27 protein-coding genes are annotated in these 24,456 nt (G+C 68.8%); 11 read left to right on the forward strand and 16 right to left on the reverse strand.

Going from position 1 to position 24,456, the window contains the following annotated elements:
• Positions 1-8: 8 nt before the first annotated feature.
• Together DEA06_RS13335 and DEA06_RS13340 are read left to right on the forward strand one after the other, a co-directional pair.
• Positions 9-1,013, forward strand: a complete 1,005-nt coding sequence (locus tag DEA06_RS13335) for a hypothetical protein (protein ID WP_116648497.1) — start codon at positions 9-11, stop codon at positions 1,011-1,013.
• A gap of 181 nt (positions 1,014-1,194) precedes the next feature.
• Positions 1,195-2,106: a phospholipase gene (locus tag DEA06_RS13340; protein WP_116648498.1), complete on the forward strand. Its 912-nt coding sequence runs from the start codon at positions 1,195-1,197 to the stop codon at positions 2,104-2,106.
• 24 nt (positions 2,107-2,130) lie between these two features.
• Here DEA06_RS13340 and DEA06_RS13345 read toward each other — a convergent pair whose 3' ends face one another.
• The gene (locus DEA06_RS13345; protein ID WP_116648499.1) at positions 2,131-2,457 is read right to left on the reverse strand and encodes a hypothetical protein; all 327 of its coding nucleotides are present in this window, start codon (positions 2,455-2,457) and stop codon (positions 2,131-2,133) included.
• Positions 2,458-2,652: 195 nt separating this feature from the next.
• Between DEA06_RS13345 and DEA06_RS13350 the strand changes: the two genes are divergently transcribed.
• Positions 2,653-3,429, forward strand: coding sequence for an alpha/beta hydrolase (locus tag DEA06_RS13350; protein WP_116648554.1), 777 nt, complete (start codon positions 2,653-2,655; stop codon positions 3,427-3,429).
• 77 nt (positions 3,430-3,506) lie between these two features.
• On the opposite strand, the gene DEA06_RS13355 is transcribed toward DEA06_RS13350, so the two are convergent.
• From DEA06_RS13355 to DEA06_RS13365, 3 genes are all read right to left on the reverse strand, one after another.
• Positions 3,507-4,571: an ABC transporter substrate-binding protein gene (locus DEA06_RS13355; protein WP_116648500.1), complete on the reverse strand. Its 1,065-nt coding sequence runs from the start codon at positions 4,569-4,571 to the stop codon at positions 3,507-3,509.
• A 90-nt stretch (positions 4,572-4,661) separates the two neighbouring features.
• Positions 4,662-5,237: a phosphoribosyltransferase family protein gene (locus DEA06_RS13360; protein WP_205781284.1), complete on the reverse strand. Its 576-nt coding sequence runs from the start codon at positions 5,235-5,237 to the stop codon at positions 4,662-4,664.
• Between the two features lies 1 nt (position 5,238).
• A complete protein-coding gene (locus DEA06_RS13365) occupies positions 5,239-5,826 on the reverse strand; it encodes a hypothetical protein (RefSeq protein ID WP_116648502.1) in 588 nt (195 codons plus the stop codon).
• Between the two features lie 115 nt (positions 5,827-5,941).
• On the opposite strand from DEA06_RS13365, the gene DEA06_RS13370 reads away from it, so the two are divergent.
• Together DEA06_RS13370 and DEA06_RS13375 are read left to right on the forward strand one after the other, a co-directional pair.
• Positions 5,942-6,985 (forward strand): LacI family DNA-binding transcriptional regulator, encoded by a 1,044-nt coding sequence (locus DEA06_RS13370; protein WP_133241773.1) that lies wholly within the window; start codon positions 5,942-5,944, stop codon positions 6,983-6,985.
• Between the two features lie 86 nt (positions 6,986-7,071).
• On the forward strand, positions 7,072-7,302 hold the full coding sequence (locus tag DEA06_RS13375; protein WP_116648504.1) for a hypothetical protein: 231 nt from the start codon (positions 7,072-7,074) through the stop codon (positions 7,300-7,302).
• 3 nt (positions 7,303-7,305) lie between these two features.
• On the opposite strand, the gene DEA06_RS13380 is transcribed toward DEA06_RS13375, so the two are convergent.
• Positions 7,306-7,704 carry a pyridoxamine 5'-phosphate oxidase family protein gene (locus tag DEA06_RS13380; RefSeq protein ID WP_116648505.1) on the reverse strand — a complete coding sequence of 133 codons (399 nt, stop codon included), beginning with the start codon at positions 7,702-7,704 and terminating at the stop codon, positions 7,306-7,308.
• A 197-nt stretch (positions 7,705-7,901) separates the two neighbouring features.
• On the opposite strand from DEA06_RS13380, the gene DEA06_RS13385 reads away from it, so the two are divergent.
• Complete coding sequence (locus tag DEA06_RS13385; RefSeq protein ID WP_133241774.1) at positions 7,902-8,624, forward strand: META domain-containing protein; 723 nt, start codon at positions 7,902-7,904, stop codon at positions 8,622-8,624.
• A gap of 147 nt (positions 8,625-8,771) precedes the next feature.
• Here DEA06_RS13385 and DEA06_RS13390 read toward each other — a convergent pair whose 3' ends face one another.
• Positions 8,772-9,128 carry a DUF2834 domain-containing protein gene (locus DEA06_RS13390; RefSeq protein ID WP_165818009.1) on the reverse strand — a complete coding sequence of 119 codons (357 nt, stop codon included), beginning with the start codon at positions 9,126-9,128 and terminating at the stop codon, positions 8,772-8,774.
• 172 nt (positions 9,129-9,300) lie between these two features.
• Here DEA06_RS13390 and DEA06_RS13395 point away from each other — a divergent pair, with 172 nt between their 5' ends.
• The 3 genes from DEA06_RS13395 to cls all read left to right on the forward strand — a co-directional run bounded on the left by DEA06_RS13395 (position 9,301) and on the right by cls (position 13,082).
• A complete protein-coding gene (locus tag DEA06_RS13395) occupies positions 9,301-9,747 on the forward strand; it encodes a VanZ family protein (RefSeq protein ID WP_165818010.1) in 447 nt (148 codons plus the stop codon).
• 148 nt (positions 9,748-9,895) lie between these two features.
• Positions 9,896-11,551: an alpha-amylase family protein gene (locus DEA06_RS13400; RefSeq protein ID WP_116648507.1), complete on the forward strand. Its 1,656-nt coding sequence runs from the start codon at positions 9,896-9,898 to the stop codon at positions 11,549-11,551.
• 40 nt (positions 11,552-11,591) lie between these two features.
• Entirely contained in the window at positions 11,592-13,082 is a 1,491-nt protein-coding gene (gene cls / locus DEA06_RS13405; RefSeq protein ID WP_116648508.1) for a cardiolipin synthase, read from the forward strand.
• 163 nt (positions 13,083-13,245) lie between these two features.
• Here cls and DEA06_RS13410 read toward each other — a convergent pair whose 3' ends face one another.
• Genes DEA06_RS13410 through DEA06_RS13420 form a run of 3 tightly spaced genes read right to left on the reverse strand, consistent with a single transcriptional unit; the run spans position 13,246 to position 16,218 of the window.
• The gene (locus DEA06_RS13410; protein ID WP_116648509.1) at positions 13,246-14,346 is read right to left on the reverse strand and encodes a HAMP domain-containing sensor histidine kinase; all 1,101 of its coding nucleotides are present in this window, start codon (positions 14,344-14,346) and stop codon (positions 13,246-13,248) included.
• 43 nt (positions 14,347-14,389) lie between these two features.
• Positions 14,390-14,992: a response regulator transcription factor gene (locus DEA06_RS13415; RefSeq protein ID WP_116648510.1), complete on the reverse strand. Its 603-nt coding sequence runs from the start codon at positions 14,990-14,992 to the stop codon at positions 14,390-14,392.
• Positions 14,989-16,218: a histidine kinase gene (locus DEA06_RS13420; RefSeq protein ID WP_165818011.1), complete on the reverse strand. Its 1,230-nt coding sequence runs from the start codon at positions 16,216-16,218 to the stop codon at positions 14,989-14,991. Before DEA06_RS13420 ends, DEA06_RS13415 begins: the two co-directional genes overlap by 4 nt.
• 185 nt (positions 16,219-16,403) lie before the next feature.
• On the opposite strand from DEA06_RS13420, the gene DEA06_RS13425 reads away from it, so the two are divergent.
• On the forward strand, positions 16,404-16,895 hold the full coding sequence (locus DEA06_RS13425) for a small multidrug efflux protein (protein ID WP_116648512.1): 492 nt from the start codon (positions 16,404-16,406) through the stop codon (positions 16,893-16,895).
• Between the two features lie 52 nt (positions 16,896-16,947).
• Here the strand turns inward: DEA06_RS13425 and DEA06_RS13430 are convergent, their stop codons facing one another.
• Positions 16,948-17,607: a response regulator transcription factor gene (locus DEA06_RS13430; protein WP_116648513.1), complete on the reverse strand. Its 660-nt coding sequence runs from the start codon at positions 17,605-17,607 to the stop codon at positions 16,948-16,950.
• 87 nt (positions 17,608-17,694) lie between these two features.
• Between DEA06_RS13430 and DEA06_RS13435 the strand changes: the two genes are divergently transcribed.
• Positions 17,695-18,318, forward strand: a complete 624-nt coding sequence (locus DEA06_RS13435) for a M15 family metallopeptidase (protein ID WP_116648557.1) — start codon at positions 17,695-17,697, stop codon at positions 18,316-18,318.
• Positions 18,319-18,427: 109 nt separating this feature from the next.
• Here the strand turns inward: DEA06_RS13435 and DEA06_RS13440 are convergent, their stop codons facing one another.
• From DEA06_RS13440 to DEA06_RS13465, 6 genes are all read right to left on the reverse strand, one after another.
• Positions 18,428-18,913 carry a DUF1990 domain-containing protein gene (locus tag DEA06_RS13440; protein WP_116648514.1) on the reverse strand — a complete coding sequence of 162 codons (486 nt, stop codon included), beginning with the start codon at positions 18,911-18,913 and terminating at the stop codon, positions 18,428-18,430.
• 88 nt (positions 18,914-19,001) lie between these two features.
• The gene (locus DEA06_RS13445; protein ID WP_116648515.1) at positions 19,002-20,024 is read right to left on the reverse strand and encodes a LacI family DNA-binding transcriptional regulator; all 1,023 of its coding nucleotides are present in this window, start codon (positions 20,022-20,024) and stop codon (positions 19,002-19,004) included.
• A gap of 17 nt (positions 20,025-20,041) precedes the next feature.
• Positions 20,042-21,376: a glycoside hydrolase family 13 protein gene (locus DEA06_RS13450; RefSeq protein ID WP_116648516.1), complete on the reverse strand. Its 1,335-nt coding sequence runs from the start codon at positions 21,374-21,376 to the stop codon at positions 20,042-20,044.
• A 6-nt stretch (positions 21,377-21,382) separates the two neighbouring features.
• The gene (locus DEA06_RS13455; protein WP_116648517.1) at positions 21,383-22,204 is read right to left on the reverse strand and encodes a carbohydrate ABC transporter permease; all 822 of its coding nucleotides are present in this window, start codon (positions 22,202-22,204) and stop codon (positions 21,383-21,385) included.
• Positions 22,201-23,148 carry a sugar ABC transporter permease gene (locus DEA06_RS13460; protein ID WP_116648518.1) on the reverse strand — a complete coding sequence of 316 codons (948 nt, stop codon included), beginning with the start codon at positions 23,146-23,148 and terminating at the stop codon, positions 22,201-22,203. Before DEA06_RS13460 ends, DEA06_RS13455 begins: the two co-directional genes overlap by 4 nt.
• A 10-nt stretch (positions 23,149-23,158) precedes the next feature.
• A complete protein-coding gene (locus DEA06_RS13465; protein WP_116648519.1) occupies positions 23,159-24,424 on the reverse strand; it encodes an ABC transporter substrate-binding protein in 1,266 nt (421 codons plus the stop codon).
• Positions 24,425-24,456 lie beyond the last annotated feature (32 nt).

Genomic DNA, 24,456 nt, shown 5'->3' on the forward strand with positions numbered 1-24,456 from the left:
CGAGCCGGATGAGCGACTCCGCCGAGCATCCGCAGATCGGGTACCTCGACGTTCCGCAAGCCGTGATCGACGAGGTCGGCGTTCCCCTCGGCCGCCTGGCGGCGGAGTTCGGGGCGACGGTAGACGAGCGACGGGTGCGGGGGATCCCCGCCGACGGCTGGCGGGTGCTGCAGCGCTGGGAGACCGGGGCGGTCGTGGTCGGCGCCCCCGTCGACGCTTCGGGTCGATCGTGGCGGATCGCGCAGTTGGGAGACGGGCACCCGGAGGCACCGAACCGATCGGTGCGGGTGCAGTCCCAGGAGATGCCCCTGCGACCTAGTCGCGCGGAAAGGTCGCGCGGTCTCGAGATGCGGTGGCCGGAGTCGACCCGCAGGTGGATGGACGACGCTCTCGACGGTGTCGGGTTCGCCGTCGACGTCGTCAATACCGGTGAGAGCGTGTGGCGTCCCGACGGTGATCCGTTCCACGTCGTCGGCGTCATCACCCCGGCCGGCCAGACGGATGTGGGATTCGGCTGGATGAGCGGGGGAGGACACAACCGGGCCGTGGCGCTCGCTCCGGGTGAGTACGCGCGCCTTCCGGTCAACGTCGGGGACGCGCAGTGGCGCGATCTGGAACCCGGCAGCTACGGACTGCGTGCATTCTTGCCGGGGCTGGCCGTTCCTTCGCCTCCGCCCCTGCCGCTGGAGCTGACGGCCGAGGTGATCGAACGCCATCGTCCCATCGCCAGGGACATCTCGACTCCCGCCGAGGAGAAGCAACAGCTCGAGGCGCAGATCGTGCAGAGCCGCGCACTCCTGGCGGCGCGTCACCGGTTCTCCGAGGTGGCGGATGCTGTCGTGTCGGCTGCTACGCGCGAGGCCGCGCGCGACGAGGTGCAGCGCATCTTGGGTTGCGACGCGCTGGCGGCGAACACGGTCGTGCACACCCGCCTCGTCGATGTCACCGACGAGGCCATCGCGCAGACCCACGGTCTGATCACGCATCTCGAGGGGCGGCTTGCCGACCTCTGACGTGCCCGGGCCGACCAACGAAAACCTGCTGATCCGGTCTTTCCCATAAGGGCTCCTCTCACGTTCCGTCCAGGAAGCGCCGAGGATTCGTCCAGACGCGGTGGTGCAGACTCGGGCACTTGTGTCTCACCCGAGGACGCGAAGCGCCGTTCTGGCGCCCACCAACCGAAGGACCCGGTTCATGCTCCACACCCAGAAATCGGCGCGCCCGCGCCGCCGTTTCCTCATCGCCGGCGCGTGCGCCGGTGTCGCCGTCAGCGTTCTGGCCTCGGCTGCCGCCGCGACCGCGAGTCCGATCGCGACGCCGGCCGCCGCATCCGCCACCCTCGCCCTGCAGATCACGGAAGCTGCCCCCTTCCTCGCCGAATCGCCCGTGGTCGATGCCTTCACCACCAGCACGGACGAGGCTCAGGCAGCCCTCGACGGCGCGCGGTCGGCTCAGACCGAGGCCGCGACCGTCATGGCGTCGGTTGCCGAGTCGGGGCTGTCGTCGCGGATCGCCGACTCCACCATCGACACCACCGATCTGCGCGCGGCGATCTCGAGCCTCGCGAAGGCGAGCTTCGTTCCCGTTCTGCTCTACCCCGAGCTGGCCGATGACGCACAGACGCAGGCGGCTTCCGTGACCGAGGAGGTCACGACGCTCCGCACCGAGCTCGAAGCCGCGCGCGAGCAGAAGGCGGCGGAGGACGCCGCGCAGGCGCAGCGCGAGGCCGAGGAAGCTGCGCAGGCCGCCGCAGCAGCTGCCGCTCAGGCTGCAGCCGATGCGCTCGCGGCGGCGAACACGCCCGATGGCGCGAAGTCCATCGCCAGTTCGATGGCCGCTTCCCGCTACGGCTGGGGGAGCGACCAGTTCTCGTGCCTCTCGTCGCTCTGGCAGAAGGAGTCGAGCTGGAACTACCAGGCCTACAACGCCTCGAGCGGTGCCACAGGCATCCCGCAGGCTCTGCCCGGCAGCAAGATGGCCAGCGCCGGCTCCGACTGGCAGACCAACGCCGCGACGCAGATTGCCTGGGGGTTGCAGTACATCTCAGCTGTCTACGGAACCCCCTGCAGCGCGTGGGGCCATTCGCAGGCCACGAACTGGTACTGAGCCGCTGAGCCGCGCCCCGTGGAGTCAGCCGGCTTCACCGGGTCGCGGCACGCGGACCACCCAGCCGTAGCGGGTGAGCGCGGCGTCGAGCCGCTGGGCCTCGACGGCCGCTGCCTCCAGCGATGCGTCGGAGCACACATCGATCGCGAGCGGCGGAGGGTCGGCGAACTTCGGGATCTGCACCTCGGCCCAGACGTTCGGCGCCAGCCCCACCCGTGGCCATGCGGTGCCCGCATGCTCGACGACCGAGTCGGCGGCGAAGGCGATCACGTCGAGGGCGTCGAGCTTGGTGATCGGCAGGTCGACGACCAGCGTCACGACGAACGGACCGCTCGCGGTGTCTCGCATCATTGCGTCGACGTTACGGATGCCGCCGCCCGAAAGCCAGGTCGAGACGCGGGCATTCTCTCGACGCGCGGGCTTTCTGCGTCGCCATGCCCGCGCGCCGACCGATTGCCCGCGCGTCGGTGCCGCGGTGGGCGTGGAGGACCGCCGCCGGTGCGGGAGAATCGGGAGGTGCCTTCCGCCCCTCGTGCCCTCACCGAGATGCCCGACCCGCAGTTCGTCATGACCGGTGACGGGCTGAGACTTGCGACCTACCTCTGGGGCGGGGTCGACGCCGACGAGCCCACGGTGCTCGCCGTGCACGGGTTCGGTTCGAGCGCGCGCGACAACTGGGTGAACACCGGCTGGGTTCGCGACCTGCAGGCGGCGGGGTTCCGCGTGCTCGCCGTCGACCAGCGCGGGCACGGAGCGAGCGAGAAGCCGCACGATGCCGCCGGCTACCTCATGACGACTCTGGTGGCCGACCTGCTCACCGTTCTCGACACCTATCTGCTCGACACCGTGCGCTACGTCGGTTACTCGCTCGGCGCTCGCGTCGGGTGGGAGCTCGCCGTGACCTACCCCGACCACGTCGACCGCGCCGTGCTCGGCGGTATCCCCGACGGGAGGCCGCTGCGGCGCCTCGACGTCGCTCAGGCACGGGCGTTCATCGAAGACGGCACCCCGGTGGAGGATGTGACGACCCAGCGGTATGTCGGACTCGCGCAGCGCGTTCCGGGCAATGATCTGCGCGCCCTCGTGGCGATCGCCGAGGGCATGACGGTCGACGGCGGCGATCCGGACCCGGCTACACCGCCGCTGCAGCCCGTGCTGTTCGCGACCGGCAGCGACGACCCGATCCTGGAGCAGTCGCGACAGCTCGCCGGATATGCGCCGCGCGGAGAGTTCTTCGAGATCGAGGGCCGCAACCACGTCAACGGCCCGGGAGCCCGCGCGTTCCGTGAGGCCGGTGTGGGTTTCCTTCAGCGTGACGACTGACTTGGCGAAGCGGCGAGAACGGATGCTGCGCCCCCGGTAGCCCCGGGAGGAGCGCAGCATCCGATCTCGTGCTCTGATCAGCTCGCGGTGTAGTCGATCAGGTCGGGGTGCTCGGCGTATACGGCCTCGAGCAGGCTCATGTCGAACAGCTGGTCGGCCGTGACGGTGATGCCCGCGGTCGCCAGGGTCGTGACGGTCTCAGCCTGGAGGGTTTCAGAGGTGGTGAAGAGCCCGTTCTCGGCCGTCTCATCGGTGACGACGAGCTGCGTGTTCGCGGCCTCGGCGCAGAGCAGCTCGTTGGCGGGGTCGAGACCGAGGTCGGTTCCGCTCTGCGACATCATCAGGTCGATGCCCTTCTGCGGGTTGCGCAGCGCCTCGGCGTATCCGCGGATCTCTCCTTCGAGGAAGGCCTTCAGCTTCTCGGGTTCGTTCGCGATCATCTCGTCGGTCGCGATGATCGCGTCGGCGACGAAGGGCAGTCCGTTGTCGGCGAAGGGCATGTCGACAGCGTCGTGACCCTCGGCGCGCACGAGGATCGACTCGTTCGTGAGGAACGACATGTACCCGTCGATCTCTGCGAAGATGAGTGGGGAGGGGTCGTAGCTGACGGGGACGATCTCGACCTGGGTCTTGTCGATGCCGTTCGCAGCGAGGAGCGCGTCGAAGAGGATGACGTTGACGTCTTGCACGCCGATCTTCTTGCCGATCAGGTCTTGCGGCTCCTCGATCGGGTCGCCGTCGGCGAGCGACAGGATGCTGTAGGGGTTCTTCTGGTAGCCGCTGGCGATGATCTTTATCGGAGCGTTCTCGTTCGCGACGGTCGCGCCCAGCGTCATCGCGTCGACCATGCCGACGTCGACGGTGCCGCTCAGCACCTCGCTGACGGACGACGACGGTCCGGGAACCAGGTTCACTCCTTCGAGCCCGGCGTCGGTGAAGTAGCCCTCGTCGATCGCGAGGTACTCGCCGATGAACTGCGAGTTGAGGATCCACGGCAACTGCATCGTGATCGAGCCCAGTGACTCGTCCGCGGACGAGGACGACCCCGTGTCGCCGGCGGGGGTGGAGCAGCCCGCGAGGGCGGTCGTGGCGATCAGGGTGAGGACGCCGAGGAGTCCTGCGGCGGTGCGGCGAGCGGTCATGGGTGTTCGTCCTTTCGAACGGCGGGTCCGGGTGCGGGTCGGCGGATGCCGGTGTCGGGTGAAGCGAGAGAATGCGTGGGAGGGGTGGGGTCAGAAGTCGTCGGTGACGGCGGGGAGGCGGCCGAGGGCTTGCACGAGGTCTGCGCTGTCGCCCAGGACGGAGCGCCAGTCGTCGCCCTCGGTCATGAGGGCGGCGACCGACACGATCTGCGCGCCGTGCCGCGTGAGTAGCTCGAGGGCGGCCGCCGCGGAGCGACCCGTCGAGATCACGTCGTCGACGAAAGCGATGCGCGCGCCGTTGATCGATGCGAGTCGCCGGGCATCGAGGGTGAGCCGCTGCGCGTCGATCGTGGTCACCGATGTCACCTCCACCGACGGGCTGTCGCGGAGGTGCCACTTCTTGCTCTTCTGCAGGACGACGTACTCGTCGAGGCCGAGGTGGGGTGCGACCGCGATGGCGACCGGGATGCCGAGGGTCGCCGCGGTGACGATGATGTCGGGCTGTCGATCGCGGACGAGATCGGCGAGTTCGCGCCCGGCGCGCGTCAGCACCGACACCGGCAGGTCGATCGTCATGAGCAGGGCCGCCTGCTTCCCCGGGCCCAGGTCGACGATCGGCAGCTCGATCTCCTGTGAACCCATGCGGGCGAGGTAGGTGCGGTCCACGTCACACCACCGTCCCGGCGGAGATCGCGACCGACGCATCGAGCCAGTCGCCGACGTTGGCCAGCGCGATGACGTCGACCCGGAGTTCAGCGGCGATTTCCGGCGGCAGCCCGCTCGCCGTCCCCGCGACGAACGAGACCGGAGGAGGAGAGGGGTTCCACTTGGTCCATGCCAGCTCGGCGATCGTGCCGCAGCTGAGTCCGATGGTGACCATGGCGTCCGACATCTCGCCGATCTGGTGGTGCTGCTCGTACCAGGTCAACTCATCGCGGAGTTCGTGGCAGCGCACCCGCTGCAGTTCGATGGAGGGCATGGCGGCGGGCTCGCTGATGCCCGATGCCGGGGTCAGTCCGATCAGTCGTGTTCCGCCGGCGGCCAGGTAGCCGTCCATGGCGGAGACGGCCACGCCGCGATCGGGGACGACGATCATCGACCACCCGCGGCGAGCGATCATGACGCCCACCTGTTCGGCGGCGTCGATCAGACGAGCAGGGGCGATGCCGGCGGCAGCGGCGACGCGAGCGATGTTCGAGGGACCGAGCACCGCGACGATCGGAACGTCGGTGGCAGAGAGGGAGGCGGGGTGCATGATGCAAGGTTGCACCACACGCATTTCGCCGATCCTGATGTTTCGTTACATCTAGATTTCGAGGGTGGGGGGCGTGCGCCGTCGTCGTGACTGCCACGACGCATAAGATCACCGGGTGGCCTCCTTCCCAGTGAAAGACACCGCACCTCGCGACCGGGCGACGCTGCGCGACATCGCCCTCGACACCGGGCTGTCGATGAGCACGGTCTCGCAGGCGCTCCGCGGGGCCGGTCGCATCAGCGAGGCGACGCGCGCCCGCGTCGCCGAAGCATCCGCCCGGCTCGCCTATCGAGCGAATGTCAGCGCCCTGCACATGCGGGGTGCCCGCACCGGACTGGTCGGGCTCGTCGCCACCGTGCCCGACTCGACGTCGTGGAGCGTGGGCGATCTCGACTTCCTCGTGCGATGCGAGCGCGCGTTCTGCGACGTCGCACTCGGGAGCGATCGCTACCCGGTCATGCTGTCGGGTTCGTCGGTGTCGGGCGCGATCGGCGTACTGCCGGTCGACGGCGTCGCGGTGATCGACCCGGGGCCGAACGACCCGCTGCTGCGCCTACTCGAAGAGCGGAGCGTGGCCTACGTCACGCTCGGCCGAGACGTGTTGAGCAATGCCACGGATGAGTGGGTCGTCGACAACGACAAGCTGGAGATCACGCGGGTCGCGCTCGACGGTCTGTACCAGAGGGGGATGCGCCGGTCTCTGCTGTTGATCGCCGACACCGGGCAGAACTACATGACGGATGTGGCGCAGGCCTACGACGCGTGGAGCGACGCGCACCCCGACGTCGCGACGACCACCGCCGTGCTGCCGCTGCCTTTCGACGCCGCACAGGCCGCGCGAGTGGTGTCGGATGCATGCCGCGATGGGGTGGACACGATCTATCTGGCCGTGGAGCCTGCTCTCACCGCGGTGCTCGACGCGGTGGCCGCCGTGGGGCTCAGCATTCCCGAAGACGTGCAGCTGCTCGCCACGACCGACAGCACGCGGGCGCAGTCGCTCGTTCCCGCGATCTCCGCGGTCGATCTGCAGCCCGCCGCGCTGGGGGAGAGACTGTTCGAACTGCTCGAGCAGCGCGTGAGCGGCGCGGTTCCCGACGTGGTCGAACGCCTCGTGCCCGCCGACGTGCGGTGGCGGGGCAGCACGCGCGCGCCGGTCTGAGGCACTGGCACACACGGCGGCCCCTGTCGACCCTCCCGTGCAGCGGTGCGGGCTCGCCATGCTGGATGCAGTCGAAAGGATCCACGATGAGCGACAGCAGCAGCATCCGCCCTTCATCCGACGGTGACGCCACGCAGGCCGACCTCGAGCAGCTCGCCGGGGGTGAGCTCGAGAACCTGCCGCCCGCGCCCCATGGCGCGCCCGACGACGGGGACGAGCCGGATCCCGATGAGGTCTTCATCGCTCCCGAGGGATCGGGCCCCTACGCCGACCGCGACGCGGTCACCGACGAGCGGACGGGCTCGGCCGAGGTCTGAGGGCTACTCGCCGGAGTAGTCGCGCGCCCAGCTGACCTCGGGTTCGATGTAGAAGGCGGTCAGTCCCTCGCGCACGTCGTACGGGGCGCCGGTGTACTTCTCGGAGATCCGGTCGACGATCGGCAGTGCGTCGTCACCGGTGATCCGTTCGACCACGCGCCCGCGGACGAACGCCGAATCGAGAGGATTCGCCGGGTGGGTGACCGACACCGCGACGCGCGGATCGACCTGCAGGTCGCGGTCTTTGCGGGAGTCGGCCATGGTGAACATGGTGAGGCGGTCGCCCTCCACGCCGATCCACACCGGAACGGTGTGCGGCGCGCCGTCGGGGAGCAGCGTGGCCACGTGCATGACCGTGTCGCGCTCGAAGTAGGGGCGGACGTCGTTCCAGCGCTTGGTCATTCGCTTCTCCTTCGTCGGGACTGTCTTCTCGACAACCGGCCCGCACGGCGGGGTGTTCCCACGGCGCTGCGCCTTCGGCGCGCTGAGCGGCCGGTGTTGCGCCCAAGGTGCCCGTTTGCGCCGAACGAGGCTGAGTTTTCGGGCACCCTCAGCGAAAACGGGCACTCTCGCCGACGTGCCCCCGCTACGGTGGCGGGATGACACGCCGCGACCTCGGTGCAAGCCGCATTCGAGAGCACTCGCGGGGTGATGTTCTCGGTGTGGTCGGTCCGCTCTTGTGGATCGTGACACCGCTTCTCGCGGCGGCGGGGTACATCTGGCTGCTCTTCCAGGGCTTCAGCCTCGTCGGTTGCTCGGGGGATTGTCGCGAGCAGTACCTGTACTGGCCGATCGAGGTGTACCCCTGGGCCGTGGGAGCGGTGATGATCGGCGCGGTCGCCATCGCCCTGGCGCTCCTCGCGGCCGGGAGGCGGGCGGAATGGTCGGCGCTCGCCGCATTCGTCCTCGTACTGTCGGTGATCGTTTCGGCGACGGCTATTCGCGAGTACGGCTTCGCTCCGATGCATGAGCGGAACGCACGGATAGCGAGCGGCGAGATCACCCCGAGCCCCAACGGGCCGCCGATCCCGCCCACACCCGAGGGGTTGTGGGGAGTCCAGAGAGCCGGCACGCCGCACCTCGTGATCTCGACCGACGGCACCCTGAGCGGCAGCGACGGCTGCAATGCGTTCTCCGGCACGTGGACTCTGAATAGTGACGGGGTGGCGATCTTCCGCGACGTGGTCGTATCGACCGAGGTCTGCGACGGCGTCGACACATGGCTGAGCTACGGCCGATCTGCCTACGTGGTCGGCAGTGACCTCTGGATCGGCGACGCCGAAGTGGGCATCATCGGGTTTCTTGCGCCTGCTGTGCGCTGAGCCCTCACGCGCTGGTCCGCCGTGCTTGCCGCAATCGCGGTGTGCGACAGCTCGGCCGCGACGCCGTTGGTGCGGACGCTATCCCGGGAGCGGGAGCGGGAGCGGGGCGGTCGGGCGAGGCGGGCCGGGGTGAGCTATGCGGGCGGATCAGCCGTCGCCGGCCTCGCGCGCCGCGATCTTGCGCTCCCGCATCGCGAGGAAGAGCGGGAACGTGAAGGCGAACGCCGTCACCGCCGAGAGCACCACATAGAGCCATGCGCGTTTCATGCGGAGCCGCCGGGCCTCGGCGAAGATCAGCACCACCCCGGCGATGGCGACGACCAGCAGGTCGACGCCGATCGACGACACCGCCGGGCCGCTGCCGAACAGGTCGGCGAAGTAGTTGCGTCCTTCGATGACCGTCCAGGCGTTCAGCGCGAAGGTCCACACCAGTCCGACGATCGACAGTGCGAGGTAGATGAACGCCCGGGGCGTCCAGTGCTTCGTGATCGCGCGTTCGCTCATGCTCGCACCGTACTCCCGAGGGAGTGAGTTGCCGCAATGCGGGGTATCCCGAGGCGTCGTGCGCCCCATTCGTGGCAACTCAGGTGCGACGCATACGCATACGCTCCCGCAACACCGCAGCGGGTGTACTCGTCACGTCGGCCCGCCCGAGCCGGCGGAAAGGGCCGTTTCGATGACCGCTGCCACCACCCGCAGCATCCGCCTCTTCGCCGCCGCGCTCGCGGTCGGTATGGTCGCGCTGCTCACGCTCGCCCCGAGGTCGATCGTGTCGCCCGCGCGCGGGCAGTTCATGCGACTGATGGATGCTTCGCTCGCCCCGCTGGTCGACGCCATTCCTTACGGCGACGCCGAGCGCGTGCTCAACGTGCTCATGTTCGTGCCTCTCGGCGCGACGATCGCCCTCCTGCTGCATCGCCGCGCGTGGCCGCTCGCGGTCGTGGCGGGCTTCGGCCTGTCGGCGGCGGTGGAGTACGCGCAGGCCTCGATTCCGGGGAGGGTTCCCGACCTCGACGACGTCTTCTGGAACACACTCGGCGCTGTCGTCGGCGTCGCCGCCGTCACGGTTCCGCGCATAGCGGGCGCGATCGTGACCCGCATCCCGCACCGCGCGGGGCGGTGAGCCCATACATCATCGAGACCCGCCACCCCTGCGACCCGCCCAGGTCGGCGCGGTAGAACGGAGGGACCAGCCGCCACCGTCCCACCGAGAGGGCTCCGATGACGACCACCCCGCTCCGCGCACCCGACCTCCGACCGGAGGTCGCGCGATGAGACTCACCGATACCAGCGACCTGTGGTGGAAGACCGCGGTCTTCTACAACCTCGACGTCAAGACCTACCTCGACACCGACGACGACGGAGTCGGAGACCTGCGCGGACTCGCGCAGCGCCTCGACTATCTCGCCGAGCTCGGCGTCACCTGTCTGTGGCTCGCGCCGTTCTACCCGTCGCCGCAGCGCGACAACGGCTACGACATCCAGGACTACTACGGCGTCGATCCGCGCTACGGAACCCTCGGCGACATGGTCGAGGTGCTCCGCACCGCCCGCGACCGCGGCATGCGGGTGATCGTCGACCTCGTCGTGAACCACACATCCGACGAGCATCCGTGGTTCCAGGACGCACGCTCGAGCCCCGACAGCCGCTACCGCCATTTCTACTCGTGGCGAGACGACGTGCCCGACGATGCGCCGGCGAGCATGTTCCCCGACGTCGAAGACGGCGTGTGGACCTTCGACGAGACGGCCGGGCAGTACTACAAGCACTCGTTCTACCGGCACCAGCCCGACCTCGCGACCGATCACCCCGAGGTGCGCGAAGAGATCGCGAAGGTGCTCGGCTTCTGGCTCGAGCTGGGCATCGACGGATTCCGCGTCGACGCCGTGCCGTTCCTCATCGACGGCGACGGCGGTCCCGAGCACGAGTTCCTCCGCACTCTGCGCGGCTACGTCTCACGGCGGCGCGGGGCGGCGATGCTGCTCGGCGAGGTCAACCTGCCCTACGACGAGCAGCTCGCCTTCTTCGGTGACTCGGACGGCGACGAACTCACGATGCAGTTCGACTTCGTCGCCAACCAGCGGCTCTACCTGGCTCTCGCGCGACAGGATGCAGCGCCCCTGCGCGACGCGCTGCTCTCCCGCCCCTCGATCGCCCTCGGCAATCAGTGGGGCAACTTCGTGCGCAACCACGACGAGCTCACCCTCGATCAACTGAGCGCCGACGAGCGCGAAGAAGTGTTCGAGGCCTTCGCGCCCGAGAAAGGTCAGCGCATCCACGATCGCGGCATCACCCGCCGCCTGCCGTCGATGCTCGAGGGCGATCCCCGCCGCATCCGCATGGTCTACAGTCTGATCTTCTCGCTACCGGGAGCCCCCGTGCTCTACTACGGCGAAGAGATCGGAATGGGGGAAGACCCCCGCATCACGGGCAGCCGTGCCGCGGTGCGAACGCCGATGCAGTGGACGGATGCTGCCGGAGCGGGCTTCTCCGACGCCGACCCCGACGACATGGTCGCGCAGGTCGTCGCGGGCGGGTTTGCTCCGCAGCACATCAACGTCTCACAGCAGCGGCACGATCCCGGGTCGTTCCTGCGCTTCGTGCAGGAGCTGATCCGCACGTATCGGGCTGCCCCCGAGATCGGCTGGGGAGAGCTGGCGATCCTCGACCAGCCGCATTCGTGCGTGCTCGCGCACTCGGTGACAAGCGAACTCGGGATGCTCGTCGCGGCACACAACTTCGCACCCGACGGACGCACGTTCCGCATCGACATCGCGGGTGCCGACGAAGGCTGGCGCGTCGTCAGCCTGCTCGGCGACGACCCTGCGCCGGTGGCATTGGACGACCGCGGATTCGACGTCGAACTCGGCGGGTACGGCCACCAGTGGTGGCGTGTGATCCGCCCCGGGGAGCGGCGGATCGCGTGAACGTGCGCGCGGCGGCTCTCAGGACTGACAGGATCAGCAGATGAAATGGCGCGCCCTCGTCTCCCGGATCCCGGCCCTGGTCAAGACGCTCTCACCGGTCGTCTTGGTGGTCGACATCGTGATCCGCGTCGTCGCCGTGATCGCCGTCCCCCGCAACCGGCGCCCTACGTCGGCCATGGCCTGGCTGATGGCGATCTTCATCGCGCCGATCCCGGGCAGCCTGCTGTTCGGCCTCTTCGGAAGCTCAAAGCTCCCGCGCGACCGGCGCAATCGCCAGCGCGAGATCAACGACCTGATTCTCGAGCACACGCAGGGGATCGACGAGGAGATCGTCGACGATCCGCGCCCGCCGTGGTTCGCATCGGTCGCCCAGCTGAACCGCACCCTGGGGGCGATGCCCCTGCTCGAGGGCAACGCCGCGCGACTGTACCCGCACTATGAGGGCTCGATCGCGGCGATGACGGATGCTGTCGATGCGGCGCGCCGGTACGTGCACGTGGAGTTCTACATCCTCGCGCGCGACAAGACGACGATCGGCTTCTTCGATGCGCTGAAGCGCGCGAGCGAGCGAGGCGTGCAGGTTCGCGTGCTCTTCGACCACTGGGCGACGATCACGAACCCCGAGGGGCGCAACACCCGTCGATGGCTGCAGGAGAACAGCATCCGGTTCGAGGAGATGCTGCCCTTCCACCCCACCAAGGGCATGTGGCGCCGCCCCGATCTGCGCAACCACCGCAAGATCGTCGTGGTCGACGGCAAGATCGCCTTCACCGGATCGCAGAACATGATCGACAGCAGCTACAACAAGAAGGGCAACATCCGGCGCGGTCTGCAGTGGGTCGACCTGATGGTGCGCCTGGAAGGACCGGCGGCGATCGGTCTCGACGCGCTCTTCATCACCGACTGGTACAGCGAAACCGACGAGCTACCTGATGTCTCCGACGTCGACGAGATGACCGTCGACCACAGCGACCCCGGCACGTTCGAGTGCCAGGTCGTGCCGAGCGGACCGGGGTTCGACGGCGAGAACAACCTCAAGCTCTTCAACGCGCTCGTCTACTCGGCGCAGAAGAGGCTCATCATCGCCAGCCCGTACTTCGTGCCCGACGATTCGATGCTCTACGCCATTACGACCGCGGCCGAGCGTGGGGTCGACGTGCAGCTGTTCGCGTGCGAGGTCGCCGACCAGTTCCTCGTCTACCACGCGCAGCGTTCGTACTACGAGGCGCTGCTGCGGGCCGGTGTGCGCATCTTCTTGTACGAGAAGCCGATCGTGCTGCACTCTAAGCACTTCACGATCGACGACCAAGTCGCCGTGATCGGGTCGAGCAACATGGACATGCGCTCGTTCAGCCTCAACTTCGAGGTGTCGCTGCTCGTGCACGGCCGCGAGTTCGTCGACGACCTGCGCCACATCGAGAACGACTACCGGTCGCGCTCGAAGGAAGTGCTGCTCGAAGAGTGGCTGCAGCGCCGGGTGCCGGTGCAGGTGCTCGACAACCTCGCTCGCCTGACTGCCACCGTCCAGTAGCGCGGCACCGCCGGAGATGTCAGCCGCGGGCGGCCGGTCGCCCGTGAGCCGTGTCTCATGCGCAGAATGCAGGAAGAAACCCGTCTCGCGGCGCCGCACGGGCCGCTGCTGCGCCGTTCTTCCTGGATTCTGAGCCGGAGACGGCTCAGACGTGCCCGCCACCTCAGCGCGGCAGCACGACGCGCACGAGCAGACCGCCCTCGGGGCGCGCCGTCACGTCGAGCGCCCCGTCGTGGGCACGCACGATCGACGCCACGATCGCGAGGCCGAGCCCCGCGCCCTGGTGCCCCGACTCGGTACGCGTGCGTCCGGCGCCGCGCACGAACGGCTCCGTCAGCGTTGCGGCGACCGCGGGGTCGAGCGTGACACCGCTGTTCTCCACGGTCAGCGCCGCCCATCGATCGCCCGGCGTCACGGTCAGTCTCACCCAGCCATCGGGCTCGTTGTGCACGATCGCGTTGTGCAGCAGGTTCGCGGCGAGCTGACCGATCAGGGCTCGATTCGCCGTGATCTCGGCGGAGGGCAGCGATACCCGACCGCGGATGCTGCGCGCCTCCGCCTCTGCCTGCACGTCCTTCAGCGCGATCGAGGCGACCGCCGCGAGGTCGATCGTCTCGATCGGGAGTCCGCCGCGGCCCACGCGGGCGAGGGTGAGGAGCGCCTCGGTCGTCGCGATCGCACGGTCGTTGGTGGAGCCGATGCGCTGGAGTAGCACGTCAATGTCCCGGCCGGCCGGGTCGGCCTGGCCGACTTCGACCATCGTGCGGATGATCGCGTGCGGCGTCCGCAGCTCGTGCGAGGCGTTCGCGGCGAAGCGTCGTTCCTCCGCGATCGTGTGCTCCACGCGGTCGAGCATCGTGTCGAGGGCGTCGGCCAGGTCGGTGAGCTCGTCGCGTCGTCCGGGGAGGGCGACGCGCTGGTCGAATCGTCCGTCGCGCACGCGCCGCGCAGCATCCGCGATCCGTCCGAGCGGGCGCAGCACGAGCCCGGCGAGCACCCAGCCCCCGATGAGTCCGAAGGCGATGAGTCCGGCCATCGCCCACCAGGCGTAGCGGACGAACACCTCGAGCAGGTCGCTGCGGTTGGGTACGAACCCGCCGCCGTCCAGGTTCAGGTTGCCGTCGGGAACGAAACGCAGCAGCAAGAACCCGACGACGAACAGGGCGATGCCGGCGACGACGATGAACCCGGCATAGCTGAGGGCGAGCTTCGCCTGGAGCGAGAGGCCCCGCCCGCGAGAGGAGCCCGCTGCGGTCACCGGCATGCAGTCAGCCTAGGTCGACGCCCGTATCGCCGGCGTATGCCGATCAGATCCACCCGCGTTCCTGCGCCATCACGGTCGCTTGCTGGCGCGTGGCGACCGAGAGCTTGCCGAGCGCCGACGACACGTGGTTGCGCACGGTGCCGGGGGAGAGGTGCACGGTCGCGGCGATCTGCGCGATCGTCTCGCCGCGCTGACCGGCACGAAGCACGTCGAGCTCGCGGTCGGTCAGCGGGCTCCGCTCGTCGGCGAGGGCGTCGGCGGCGATCTCGGGGTCGACGTAGCGGCGTCCGGATGCGACGCGGCGGATGATCTCGGCGACCTCCTCCGCGCGCCGCGATTTCGGCACGAACCCCTCGACCCCGGCCTGCAGTGCGCGCCGCAGCACTCCGGGCCGGGCGTGCCGCGTCACCACGATGCACCGCGCGGCGCTCTTGCCGCGCAGCCGCTCCGCGACTTCCACTCCGTCGAGCCCGGGCATCTCGAGGTCGAGCAGGCATACGTCGGGCTCGACGCGCATCGCTTCGGCGACGGCGTCGGTTCCGGTGCGGCACTCGGCCACGACCTCGAGGTCGTCTTCGAGTCGCAGCAGCGATGCGAGCGCCGTGCGGATCATGTCTTCATCGTCGGCGATCAGAACGCGGATCATGCGAGCTGCTCCTGATCGACGGATGCTGCGTCGGCGGGCAGCGTCACCGTGAGCGCGAACGTCGTACCCTCGCGTGAGACCCGCACTTCGCCGCCCACCGCTTCGGCGCGCGCCGTCATGCCGTCGAGCCCCGATCCCCACCCCGTGTCGTCGTCGCCGGGGTCGTCGTTCGCGATCCGGTACACCCACCGCTCGGCGTTCCGCGCGAGCGACAGCGACGCGTGCCGTCCGCCGCCGTGCTTGAGCACGTTCGTGACGCTCTCTCGCACGATCGGGCCGAGCGCGTCGATGCGCCCGACGTCGGCGTCGACGTCGGTGGTCACCTGCAGACCCGCGGACCGCAGCAGATCCGCCGCGTTCTCGAGCTCGTCGGGCAGAGGCACGCCCCGGAACTGCGACGCGAGGTCGCGCGTGCCCTGGCGTGCGTCGTCGACCGCTTCTCGTGCCCGTGCGATCTCGCGGGCCGCGCCGTCGGGGTCGTCGCGTGTGAGCAGACGCTCGGCAAGCTCGAGTTGCAGAGCGATCACCTGCAGGTGGTGCCCCTGCAGATCGTGCACGTCGTTCGCGAGGCGCAGGCGTTCACGTGTCGCGGCCAGCGCGCTCTCGGCTTCCCGGGCGCGGTCGAGTTCGAGCACGATCACCCACCACCACATCGACGAGGCGAACGTGGCGGGCAGCAGGGTCGTGAACAGCGCCGGAACGTAGAGGTCGGATCGCGTCGACAGCGCCGGCGCCTCGACCACCCACAGCGCGATGAGAACGACGGTGAGTCCGATCACCACGCGCCAGCGGATGCCACGCGGCCAGGCGCACGCGCTGAGTGCCCCGGCGACGACACCGACCCCGGCCAGCCACGATCCGGTGGCCACCCCCAGCAGACAAGCGGCCACGAGCATCATGCCGATGCCCACCAGCTCGCCGACGCGGAGTCCGCGACGTTCCTCGTCGCGTTGCGCCATCGCGGTCGGTCGGTACTCGCGCAGCAGCACGGCGAGACCGGCGACCGCGAAGATCGTCGCTGCCAGTCCCAGCCAGAGCCCCAGCTCGACCCGCCCGGCGGTGTCGTCGTATCGCAGCGGAATCCATGCGACCCACGACAGCGGCGTGATGATCTGAAAGAAGACGAGCGCTGTCGCGGTGTACCACCATGTCGCGGTGACGCCTCGGCCGAGCGCCCGATCGCCGATGCGCGGACCGCGGTCGGGGGCACTCGTCGGCGTGGTCATGTCTCCACGGTAGCCAGCCGTGCGTGCCCCGTGCCGTGCGGCCGCAGGGTCGTGACATTCGTCATGGGTCGGCCCGGGAATCATCCCGGCCGAACGTGACGCGACGACACTGCCGGGGGCGGGGGGTGGCGGCTGGGATGGAATCACCGCCGCTTGCACACGGCATCCCCACGGAAAGGCTCCCCATGAACCCCGTCGCCGACCTCATCCTCGGATTCCAGAACCTCATCGCGCAGCTTCCGGAATGGGCGCAACCTCTCATCGTCTTCGTCGCCGGTGCGGTGCCGTTCATCGAGGGTGAGGGCGCAGCATCCATCGGTATCATCGGCGGCATCAACCCGGTGATCGCCGCCATCGCCGGTGCTCTCGGCAACTTCGTCGCCGTGGCCATCGTCGTGCTGCTGGGGGCGCAGATCCGGGCCGCGCTGACGAGATCGAAGCCCCGTAAGCCGGCCTCGGCACGCCGGGAGAAGTTTCAGAGGGCCTTCCACCGCTATGGCGTGGTCGGCGTGAGCCTGCTCGGGCCCCTGCTGCTGCCGACACACTTCACCGCGGCGGCGCTCGCCGGTTCGGGCGTGCCGAAAGCGCGGGTGCTGCTCTGGCAGGGCGTCGCGATCGTCCTGTGGACGACGCTGCTGACCCTGATCATCACGGGTGTCATCGCTGTCGCGGTCTGACCCTCTCGACTCGGCGCCACCGCACCTTCTGTGGGGAAGGGCGGTGGCGTCGTCATGCCGTCATCCGGTAGCCGACGCCGGGCACCGTCTCGATGACCCAGGGCTCTCCGAGACGCTTGCGCAGGGTCGAGATGGTGATGCGGACGGCGTTGGTGAACGGATCGGCATTCTCGTCCCACGCCCGTTCGAGAAGGTCTTCGGCGCTCACGACGCCGCCTCCGGCTGTCATGAGCACGTCGAGCACGGCGAACTGCTTGCGCGTGAGGTTCACGTAGTGCCCATCCCGGAACACCTCGCGGCGGAACCGGTCGAGCCGCACCCCCGACACCTCGATCACCGGAGGTGTGGATGCTGCCGGCCGCCGCCCGAGCGCGCGCAGCCGCAGCACGAGCTCGCGCAGGGCGAAGGGCTTGGTGAGGTAGTCGTCGGCGCCGCTTTCGAACCCCGCCGCCTTGTCGTCCAAGCGGTCGGCGGCCGTGAGCATGAGCACGCGGGGCGAGGCGGGTTCGGCGGCCAGGCGGCGCGCGATCTCGTCGCCGTTCGGTCCGGGGATGTCGCGGTCGAGCACGACCACGTCGTACGTGTTGATCGCGAGTTGCTCGAGCGCGGTGTCGCCGTCGCCGGCGATGTCGGCCGCGATCGCCTCGAGTCGCAGCCCGTCGCGGATCGCTTCGGCGAGATAGAGCTCGTCCTCGACGATCAGCACGCGCATGGCATCAGCGTAGAGCGGCGCACGTATCGCGGTCGTATCCTCCCGTGCGTACGGCGCGACAACATCGGCGCGCGTGGGATGGGCCTCATGCTCACGCTCGATGCTCCTGCTGTCGCCGCTCCCGTCCGTCGCTCGTCCGCGCGGAGGCGGCGCGTCGTGTTCGTCGTGGCCGGGGTGATCGCGGCGGCCCTCATTGCGGGCGCGATCGCCATCGCGGTCGCGGGCGCATTCTCGGCGGCGGTCGCGCCGTTCACCACGCTCGAACCGTTCTCACCGACGGCAGAAGACGGCCTCATCGCCGAGGGTGAGACCGTGACGCTCGACGACGAAGTAGCCGCGATCGCCCGCCTCAACCCCGAACTGCGTGACGCCATGCGTGCGGCCGAAGCCGATGCGGCGAACGACGGCCTCTCGTTCCGGGTGATGAGCGGGTGGCGCTCCGTCGAGTATCAGGAATGGCTGCTCGAGGATGCGATCGAGCTCTACGCGAGCGAGGAGGTCGCTCGTCAGTACGTCGCGAGTCCGGATCGCTCCACCCACGTCACTGGCGACGGCATCGACATCGGCCCCATCGACGCGCAGTTCTGGCTGATGACGAACGGCTCCCGCTACGGCATCTGTCAGACCTACGCGAACGAGCGATGGCACTACGAGCTGGCCACCGACCCCGGCGGGGTGTGCCCCGAGATGAAGTCGGATGCCGCATCCTGAACGGGCGCGCCGCGTCCAATCCACATAGATGTGCGTGAATCCGCATCGTGGGGCGTCACTAGAGCGTGGATTCGAGCAGCGGACTGAGGATTCGGCTTGGCCCGCGAGCTCACAGCGCGGCCAGGTAACGACGCGTCATCCGCGACTGCACGAGGCGGGCGAGCGGGCCCCCGAGCCGGGTGAACCACCGGCCCGGGGCCGAGAATGCGGTGATCGTGAAGGTCACCTCACCGGAGGGGGAGAGGCTCAGCTCGAAGCGCTCCTCTCCGCGCTCGGGGTGACCGGGCAGAGTGCCGTAGGCGAAGCCGGCCGAGGTTGCGCTCCGTTCCGCCCAGACGACGAGGCACGGTATGCGAAACGAGAGCGGCCCGACGCTCACGAGCATGCGCACGCGCGTGCCCTCACGCAGCGGCACGTCCGATAACCGGATGCGGGCACCGGCCCGTCGCTGCACGAGACCGGCGAACAGGTCGTCGGAGGCGCGATCGAACACCGCTCGCCCGTGGCCGATGACACGCCTCATGCGAACGTGGTGGTACCCCGGGGGCAGTTCGCTCGCGGTGGCGCCGACCTCGGCGTAGGTGACGGTGGTCATTCCGCCACCCTAGGCGCGCGCTCAGCCCGCGCGTCGTCGGTGCCATCGGAGCAATCGCCGACACCATCGGTTCGCCGTGGGTTGGGAATCACGCCGCGCGAGCCGTGGAGGCGCGGACGAGCAGCGAGGTGGGCAGCCGCTGGTGGCGGATCTCGGCGGGCTTGTCGGTCGCGATCGCCTCGACGAGGTATTCCGCCGCGAGGCGGCCCTTGGTCGCGATGGGTTGCCGCACGGTCGTGAGACTCGGCGCTGTCCAGCTCGCCTCGGCCAGGTCATCGAACCCGGTCACCGAGAGCGCGCGGGGCACGTCGACCCCCGCGGCGCGAGCGGCGTCGAGCACGCCGAAGGCGATGATGTCGCTGAACGCCACGATCGCAGTCGGCGGCTCGGGTTCGGCCCAGAGCCGCCGGAACGCCTCCGTGCCACCGCCGCGGGTGCATGCCACTTCGAGCACCGTGATACCTGGGTCGTCGGTTGACAGACCCACTTCGCCGAGGCTCCGGCGCACGCCGTCCATGCGCCGGCGAACAGGACCGCGCCACGCGCCGTACCCGCCCTCGACGCCCGTCTCGAAGACGACGAAAGCGATCCGGCGATGCCCGAGGCCGAGGAGGTAGTCGACGACTTCCGCGGTACCCTGCCCGTCGTCGATCTCGACGCTTGGAACGTCGTCGTGCCACTCGCTGTCGACGAGCACGAACGGGATGCGGCGGTGCCTCAGCGCCGTGACCTCCCCCCGGTCGTACTCCAAACCCGAGACGATGACGCCGTCCACGGCGGCGTAGGGGATCGCGCGCAGCATCGACCCCCGCAGCGGGGGAGCGAGCAGGAGGGTGAAGCCCTCACGGTGGCACGTCTGGCCGATGCCCTGCAGAAACTGCGTGTAGTACGGGTTCTGCAGCACGTTGTCCAACTGCTGCGGCAGAAGGAGCGCGAGGCTGTCGGTGCGCCGTGTGCGCAGCATCCGTGCCGCCGGATCTTGTGCGTACCCGAGTTCGTCCGCCGCCGCGCGGATGTTCTGCAGCGTGGAGTCGGAGAGCTTGCGCGGATCGTTGAACGCCAGCGATACCGCCGACTTCGACACTCCCGCGAGTTCGGCGACTTCTCGCATGGTCACCCGCCTGCCTGTCACGCAGAGCCCCCGAGCGACGCCGTGCCGCGCGGTCCGAGCACGATGACGTCCTCATCGAGCGACGCGAGCTCGGGCACCGCCGTCATGTCGACGGTCGTCCCCTCGCCGCGGTGCACGATCACGGCGGCCCGTTCGTGCTCGCCCGCCCGCACGATCGCGATCGTGTCGGCGTCGAGGGCCACGGCGGTCTGCCGCCCCCGCCGCATCGCGGGATGCTGTGCGCGGAACGCTGCGAAGCTGCGGATGCCGTCGAGGAGCCGTGTGTTCCACGTCTCCTCGTCCCAGGGCATCGTGCCCCGGCACCCCGGGTCGTTGTCGCCGGTGAGTCCGACCTCGTCGCCGTAGTAGACCATCGGCGCTCCCTCGAGAGAGAACAGCAGGGCGTACGAGAGCAGCGCGGCCTCGACGTCGCCTTCGTGCCGGGTGAGCACCCGTTCGGTGTCGTGGCTTCCGAGCAGGTTGAGCATGCCCTGGTGGAATCCGGTGGGGATCTCGGCCTGGAGTGCGTTCAGGCCGGCGGCGAGCGCGTAGGCGTCGGTGCTGCGATCGGCGCTGAAGCCCAGGATGAGGTCGCGGGCGGTGTAGTTCATGGTGCCGTCGGCGGTGTCTCCTTGTAGCCATTCGACGGGGGAGCGCCATTCCTCGGCGACGATGTAGAGGTCGTCGCTCTTGCTCTTCACCGCGGTGCGGAACTCGCGCCAGAACGTGTGGTTGATGAAGTACGGCACGTCGAGGCGCCACCCGTCGATGCCCTGGTCGATCCAGTACCGCGCGACGTCGAGGTGGTGGTGGCGCACGTCGGGGTTGTACGCGTTCCACTTCGGCAGGTAGTAGCAGCCCGAACAGGTGCGGTAGTTCGGCGTCGGGTGGGCGGTGACGGGAAACCCCTCGACCGAGAACCAGTTCACGTAGGCCGAGTCGGCCTCGTTCTCGACGACGTCTTCGAACGCCCAGTGGCCGTTGCCGCAGTGGTTGAGCACGGCGTCGAGCACGACGCGAATGCCTCGTGCATGGCATTCGGCGATCAGTGCGCGGAAGGTCTCGAGGGTGCCGAGCCGGTGATCGATCGAGAAGTAGTCGGTGGCGTCGTAGCGGTGGTTCGTGTCGGCCTCGAAGACCGGTGTCAGGTAGAGGGCGTTCGCCCCCAGCGCGACGATGTGGTCGAGGTGGTCGATGATGCCCTGCAGGTCGCCGCCGAAGAAATTGTCGGGCGTCGGCGTCGAGCCCCAGGGCACCACGTCGTCGGGGTCGAGCGAGGGGTCGGCGTTCGCGAACCGCTCGGGGAAGATCTGGTAGAAGACGGCGTCGGCGAGCCAGTCGGGAACGGTCATGGAATGTCAGTCCTTCAGTCCGGAGGTGGTGATGCCGCGCACGAGGGCGCGTTGGAAGAAGAGGAAGACGAGGATGCTGGGGATCGTCGCCGTCAGGGTGCCGGCCATCAGGTAGTTCCAGCTCGTGCCGTACCGGCCGACGAACGACGACAACCCGATCTGGATCGTGCGTACCTCGTCGGTGTTCGTCACCAGCAGGGGCCAGAGGAAGTCGTTCCAGGCGAAGAGGAAGCTGAAGATCGCGAGCGTCGCGAACGCGGGGCGTGAGAGCGGCACGATGATGCGCAGGAAGGTGCCGATGCGGCTGCAGCCGTCGATGCGCGCCGCGTCTTCGAGCTCCTGCGGGATCGACACGAAGAACTGACGCAGCAGGATGATGCCGAACACGTCGGCCATGCGCGGGACGATCAGGGCCGCATAAGTGTCGATCCAGCCCAGGTCGGCGACGATCGTGTAGGCCGGGATGATCGTCACGAAGGTCGGAACCATCAGCGCGGCGAGCAGCACGACGAAGATCGCGTTGCGGAACGGGAAGGTCAACCGCGCGAACGCGTAGGCGGCCATGGCGTCGAAGACGAGGTGGCTCGAGACGATCCCGACCGCCATCACGACGCTGTTGAGGTAGTACTGACCGAAGGGTGCGGCCTCCCACGCGGTCAGGTAGTTCTCCCAGTTCCACGACGTCGGGATGACCGACGTGTTCGTGTAGGTCTCCGCGCGGCTCTGCAGCGATGTCGTGAACATCCAGAGGAACGGCACGACGACGAGCGCCGCGCCGGCGATCAGAAGGGCGTGGCGCCCGAGGCGTAGGGCGAGGGGCTGTCTCATCGGTCGCTCCGTCCTGAGCCGCTGGCTCGCCACTGCACGAGGGTCACGCCGAGCACGAGCAGGAGCGTCACGAACGCGATGGCCGTCCCGTAGCCGAAATCGCCGAGTCGGAAAGCCGTGCGGTACATGAACATTCCGAGCACGTCGGTGCCGCCCCGCGGTCCGCCCTCGGTCAGGACGTAGACGAGATCGAACGCCTGAAAGCTCGTGATGAGCGCCTGCACGACGACGAAGAACGTCATCGGGGCGAGGAGGGGGATCGTCATGTGCCGCAGGCGTCGCCACGCGTTCGCCCCGTCGAGCTGCGCCGCCTCGTAGACGGCCGGGGGCAGTGCCTGCAGCGCCGTGAGGTAGAGCACGGCGTTGAAGCCGACGTTCTTCCACACGGTCAACGCGGTCAGCGCGCCGAGCGCGAGCCACCGTTCCTGCAGCCAGTCGGGGCCCGCGATGCCGACCTGTGCGAGCAGGGCGTTCACGAAACCGGCGGGATCGAGCATGTACTTCCACACGATCGCGGCGGCGACCGACGAGGTCACGGCGGGGAGGAAGTAGATGCTGCGATAGAAGCCGCGCCCCCGCATCGGGGCATCGAGCAGCAGTGCGACGGCGAGTCCCGTGGCGACAGACAGCACGCACACACCGGTCGCGTAGACGACGGTGACAAGCAGGCTGTTCCAGAACGCCGGGTCTTGCACGAGCCGCACGTAGTTGTCGAGTCCGATGAACTCCTTGACGGGGTCGAAGCCGTTCCACGAGGTGAGGCTCGTGTATCCGGCGTTGATGATCGGGTAGACGACGAACACGCCGAGGATCACGAGCGCCGGAACGAGGAACAGCAGCGCCGTGACGATCTGCTCGCGATCCCCTCTCCGGCGCCGCCGTGCGGGGGCGGACCCGCCCGACGCGAACTGCGCCGGGCGGATCCGGGTGGGTACCGATGTCACGATCGTCCGCTCAACCGTTCTTCAGGACGGCGTTGACCGCTCGCTCGGCGGCGTTGAGCGCGTCGTCGACGGATGCTTCGCCGGCGAGCGCCTTCTCGATCTCCTGCGCGAACGCGAGGGACACCGTCGGGTAGAGGGGCGTGTTCGGGCGGGCGTGAGCATTCGCCATCTGCTCGACATAGGGGCGAAGGCGGGGTTCGGTCGACTCCACCCACTCGAGGTACTCCGAGCCGGTCGCGACGGAATCGAGCACCGGCAACATCCCGGTCTTCTTGCTCCACTCGGTCACCTGGTCGGCCTCGAGGAACCACGACAGGAACCCGGCGGCGGCGTCGGCCTCGGCGTCGGAGTTCTCGAACACCATGGCCTGCTCGCCGCCGAGATTCGTAGCCGGTTCACCGTCGCTCGGGTAGGGCACCTGCGCGGTGCCGAACTCGAACGGCGGGTCGGCCGCCCAGATGCCGACCATCCACGAGCCTTCCTGAGCGGAACCGCCCTGCCCCTTCTCGAACTCGCCCCACTTCGCGTACGGACTCACACCCGAATCGATGAGGTCGACCCAGTACTGCAGGGCTTTCGCGCCCTCGGGGGTGTTGAAAGCCGCGGCGGAGTTGTCGGGGGTGAGGAACTCGCCGCCCGTCTGCCAGAGGTTGACCTGGAAGTTCCAGGTCAGGCCCTCGCCGCTGTCCCCGGCCTGCGTGTAGAGGTCGTAGCCGGGCTTGCCGGTCTGGTCGAGGATCGCCTTCCCGGCCTTCTTCAGCTCGTCCCACGTCGTCGGGGGATTCTCGGGGTCGAGTCCTGCCTCCGCGAAGAGGGTCTTGTTGTACATGTAGCCGAGGTTGTTCGCCGAGACCGGCACCGAGACCTGCTTGCCGTCGATCGTGCCGAAGGAGGTCAGCGCGTCGTTGACGTCGGACAGGGTGTCGTCGGGGATGCGGCCCTTCAGGTCGGCCAGCGTGCCGATCTCGGCGATCTGAGGCACCCACACGAGATCGCCGATGGCGATGTCGGGCAGGGTGTCGGACGTCGCGGAGGCTCGGAGCTTCGTGAGGAAGTCGGAGTTCGGCACGTTCGACGCGCTGATCTTCACGTCAGACTGGGAAGCGTTGTAGGTGTCGACCATCGCGTCGAACGCGTCGGCATTGGTGCCGTCCCAGTAGTGCCAGACGGTGACCTCGACGGGTTCGTCGCCGGGTGCGCCGTTCGCGGCGCATCCCGAGAGGATGAGCGCGCCGACGGCTCCGATGACGACGGCGGCGGTGGACCTGCGTTTCATGGGTTTCTCCTTGCTGTTCGGGTTCGAAGATA

Origin of the sequence: Microbacterium sp. Gd 4-13 (assembly GCF_003095395.1) — a bacterium.
In the GTDB taxonomy this organism is placed as follows: domain Bacteria; phylum Actinomycetota; class Actinomycetes; order Actinomycetales; family Microbacteriaceae; genus Microbacterium.

Excerpts from the sequence above, each read along its gene's own strand:
- DEA06_RS13335 (WP_116648497.1), top strand. The coding sequence starts at position 9 with ATGAGCGACTCCGCCGAGCATCCGCAGATCGGGTACCTCGACGTTCCG.
- DEA06_RS13340 (WP_116648498.1), top strand. The coding sequence starts at position 1,195 with ATGCTCCACACCCAGAAATCGGCGCGCCCGCGCCGCCGTTTCCTCATC.
- DEA06_RS13345 (WP_116648499.1), bottom strand. The coding sequence starts at position 2,457 with ATGATGCGAGACACCGCGAGCGGTCCGTTCGTCGTGACGCTGGTCGTC.
- DEA06_RS13350 (WP_116648554.1), top strand. The coding sequence starts at position 2,653 with ATGCCCGACCCGCAGTTCGTCATGACCGGTGACGGGCTGAGACTTGCG.
- DEA06_RS13355 (WP_116648500.1), bottom strand. The coding sequence starts at position 4,571 with ATGACCGCTCGCCGCACCGCCGCAGGACTCCTCGGCGTCCTCACCCTG.
- DEA06_RS13365 (WP_116648502.1), bottom strand. The coding sequence starts at position 5,826 with ATGCACCCCGCCTCCCTCTCTGCCACCGACGTTCCGATCGTCGCGGTG.
- DEA06_RS13375 (WP_116648504.1), top strand. The coding sequence starts at position 7,072 with ATGAGCGACAGCAGCAGCATCCGCCCTTCATCCGACGGTGACGCCACG.
- DEA06_RS13380 (WP_116648505.1), bottom strand. The coding sequence starts at position 7,704 with ATGACCAAGCGCTGGAACGACGTCCGCCCCTACTTCGAGCGCGACACG.
- DEA06_RS13385 (WP_133241774.1), top strand. The coding sequence starts at position 7,902 with ATGACACGCCGCGACCTCGGTGCAAGCCGCATTCGAGAGCACTCGCGG.
- DEA06_RS13390 (WP_165818009.1), bottom strand. The coding sequence starts at position 9,128 with ATGAGCGAACGCGCGATCACGAAGCACTGGACGCCCCGGGCGTTCATC.
- DEA06_RS13395 (WP_165818010.1), top strand. The coding sequence starts at position 9,301 with ATGACCGCTGCCACCACCCGCAGCATCCGCCTCTTCGCCGCCGCGCTC.
- DEA06_RS13400 (WP_116648507.1), top strand. The coding sequence starts at position 9,896 with ATGAGACTCACCGATACCAGCGACCTGTGGTGGAAGACCGCGGTCTTC.
- cls (WP_116648508.1), top strand. The coding sequence starts at position 11,592 with ATGAAATGGCGCGCCCTCGTCTCCCGGATCCCGGCCCTGGTCAAGACG.
- DEA06_RS13410 (WP_116648509.1), bottom strand. The coding sequence starts at position 14,346 with ATGCCGGTGACCGCAGCGGGCTCCTCTCGCGGGCGGGGCCTCTCGCTC.
- DEA06_RS13415 (WP_116648510.1), bottom strand. The coding sequence starts at position 14,992 with ATGATCCGCGTTCTGATCGCCGACGATGAAGACATGATCCGCACGGCG.
- DEA06_RS13420 (WP_165818011.1), bottom strand. The coding sequence starts at position 16,218 with ATGACCACGCCGACGAGTGCCCCCGACCGCGGTCCGCGCATCGGCGAT.
- DEA06_RS13425 (WP_116648512.1), top strand. The coding sequence starts at position 16,404 with ATGAACCCCGTCGCCGACCTCATCCTCGGATTCCAGAACCTCATCGCG.
- DEA06_RS13430 (WP_116648513.1), bottom strand. The coding sequence starts at position 17,607 with ATGCGCGTGCTGATCGTCGAGGACGAGCTCTATCTCGCCGAAGCGATC.
- DEA06_RS13435 (WP_116648557.1), top strand. The coding sequence starts at position 17,695 with ATGCTCACGCTCGATGCTCCTGCTGTCGCCGCTCCCGTCCGTCGCTCG.
- DEA06_RS13440 (WP_116648514.1), bottom strand. The coding sequence starts at position 18,913 with ATGACCACCGTCACCTACGCCGAGGTCGGCGCCACCGCGAGCGAACTG.
- DEA06_RS13445 (WP_116648515.1), bottom strand. The coding sequence starts at position 20,024 with ATGCGAGAAGTCGCCGAACTCGCGGGAGTGTCGAAGTCGGCGGTATCG.
- DEA06_RS13450 (WP_116648516.1), bottom strand. The coding sequence starts at position 21,376 with ATGACCGTTCCCGACTGGCTCGCCGACGCCGTCTTCTACCAGATCTTC.
- DEA06_RS13455 (WP_116648517.1), bottom strand. The coding sequence starts at position 22,204 with ATGAGACAGCCCCTCGCCCTACGCCTCGGGCGCCACGCCCTTCTGATC.
- DEA06_RS13465 (WP_116648519.1), bottom strand. The coding sequence starts at position 24,424 with ATGAAACGCAGGTCCACCGCCGCCGTCGTCATCGGAGCCGTCGGCGCG.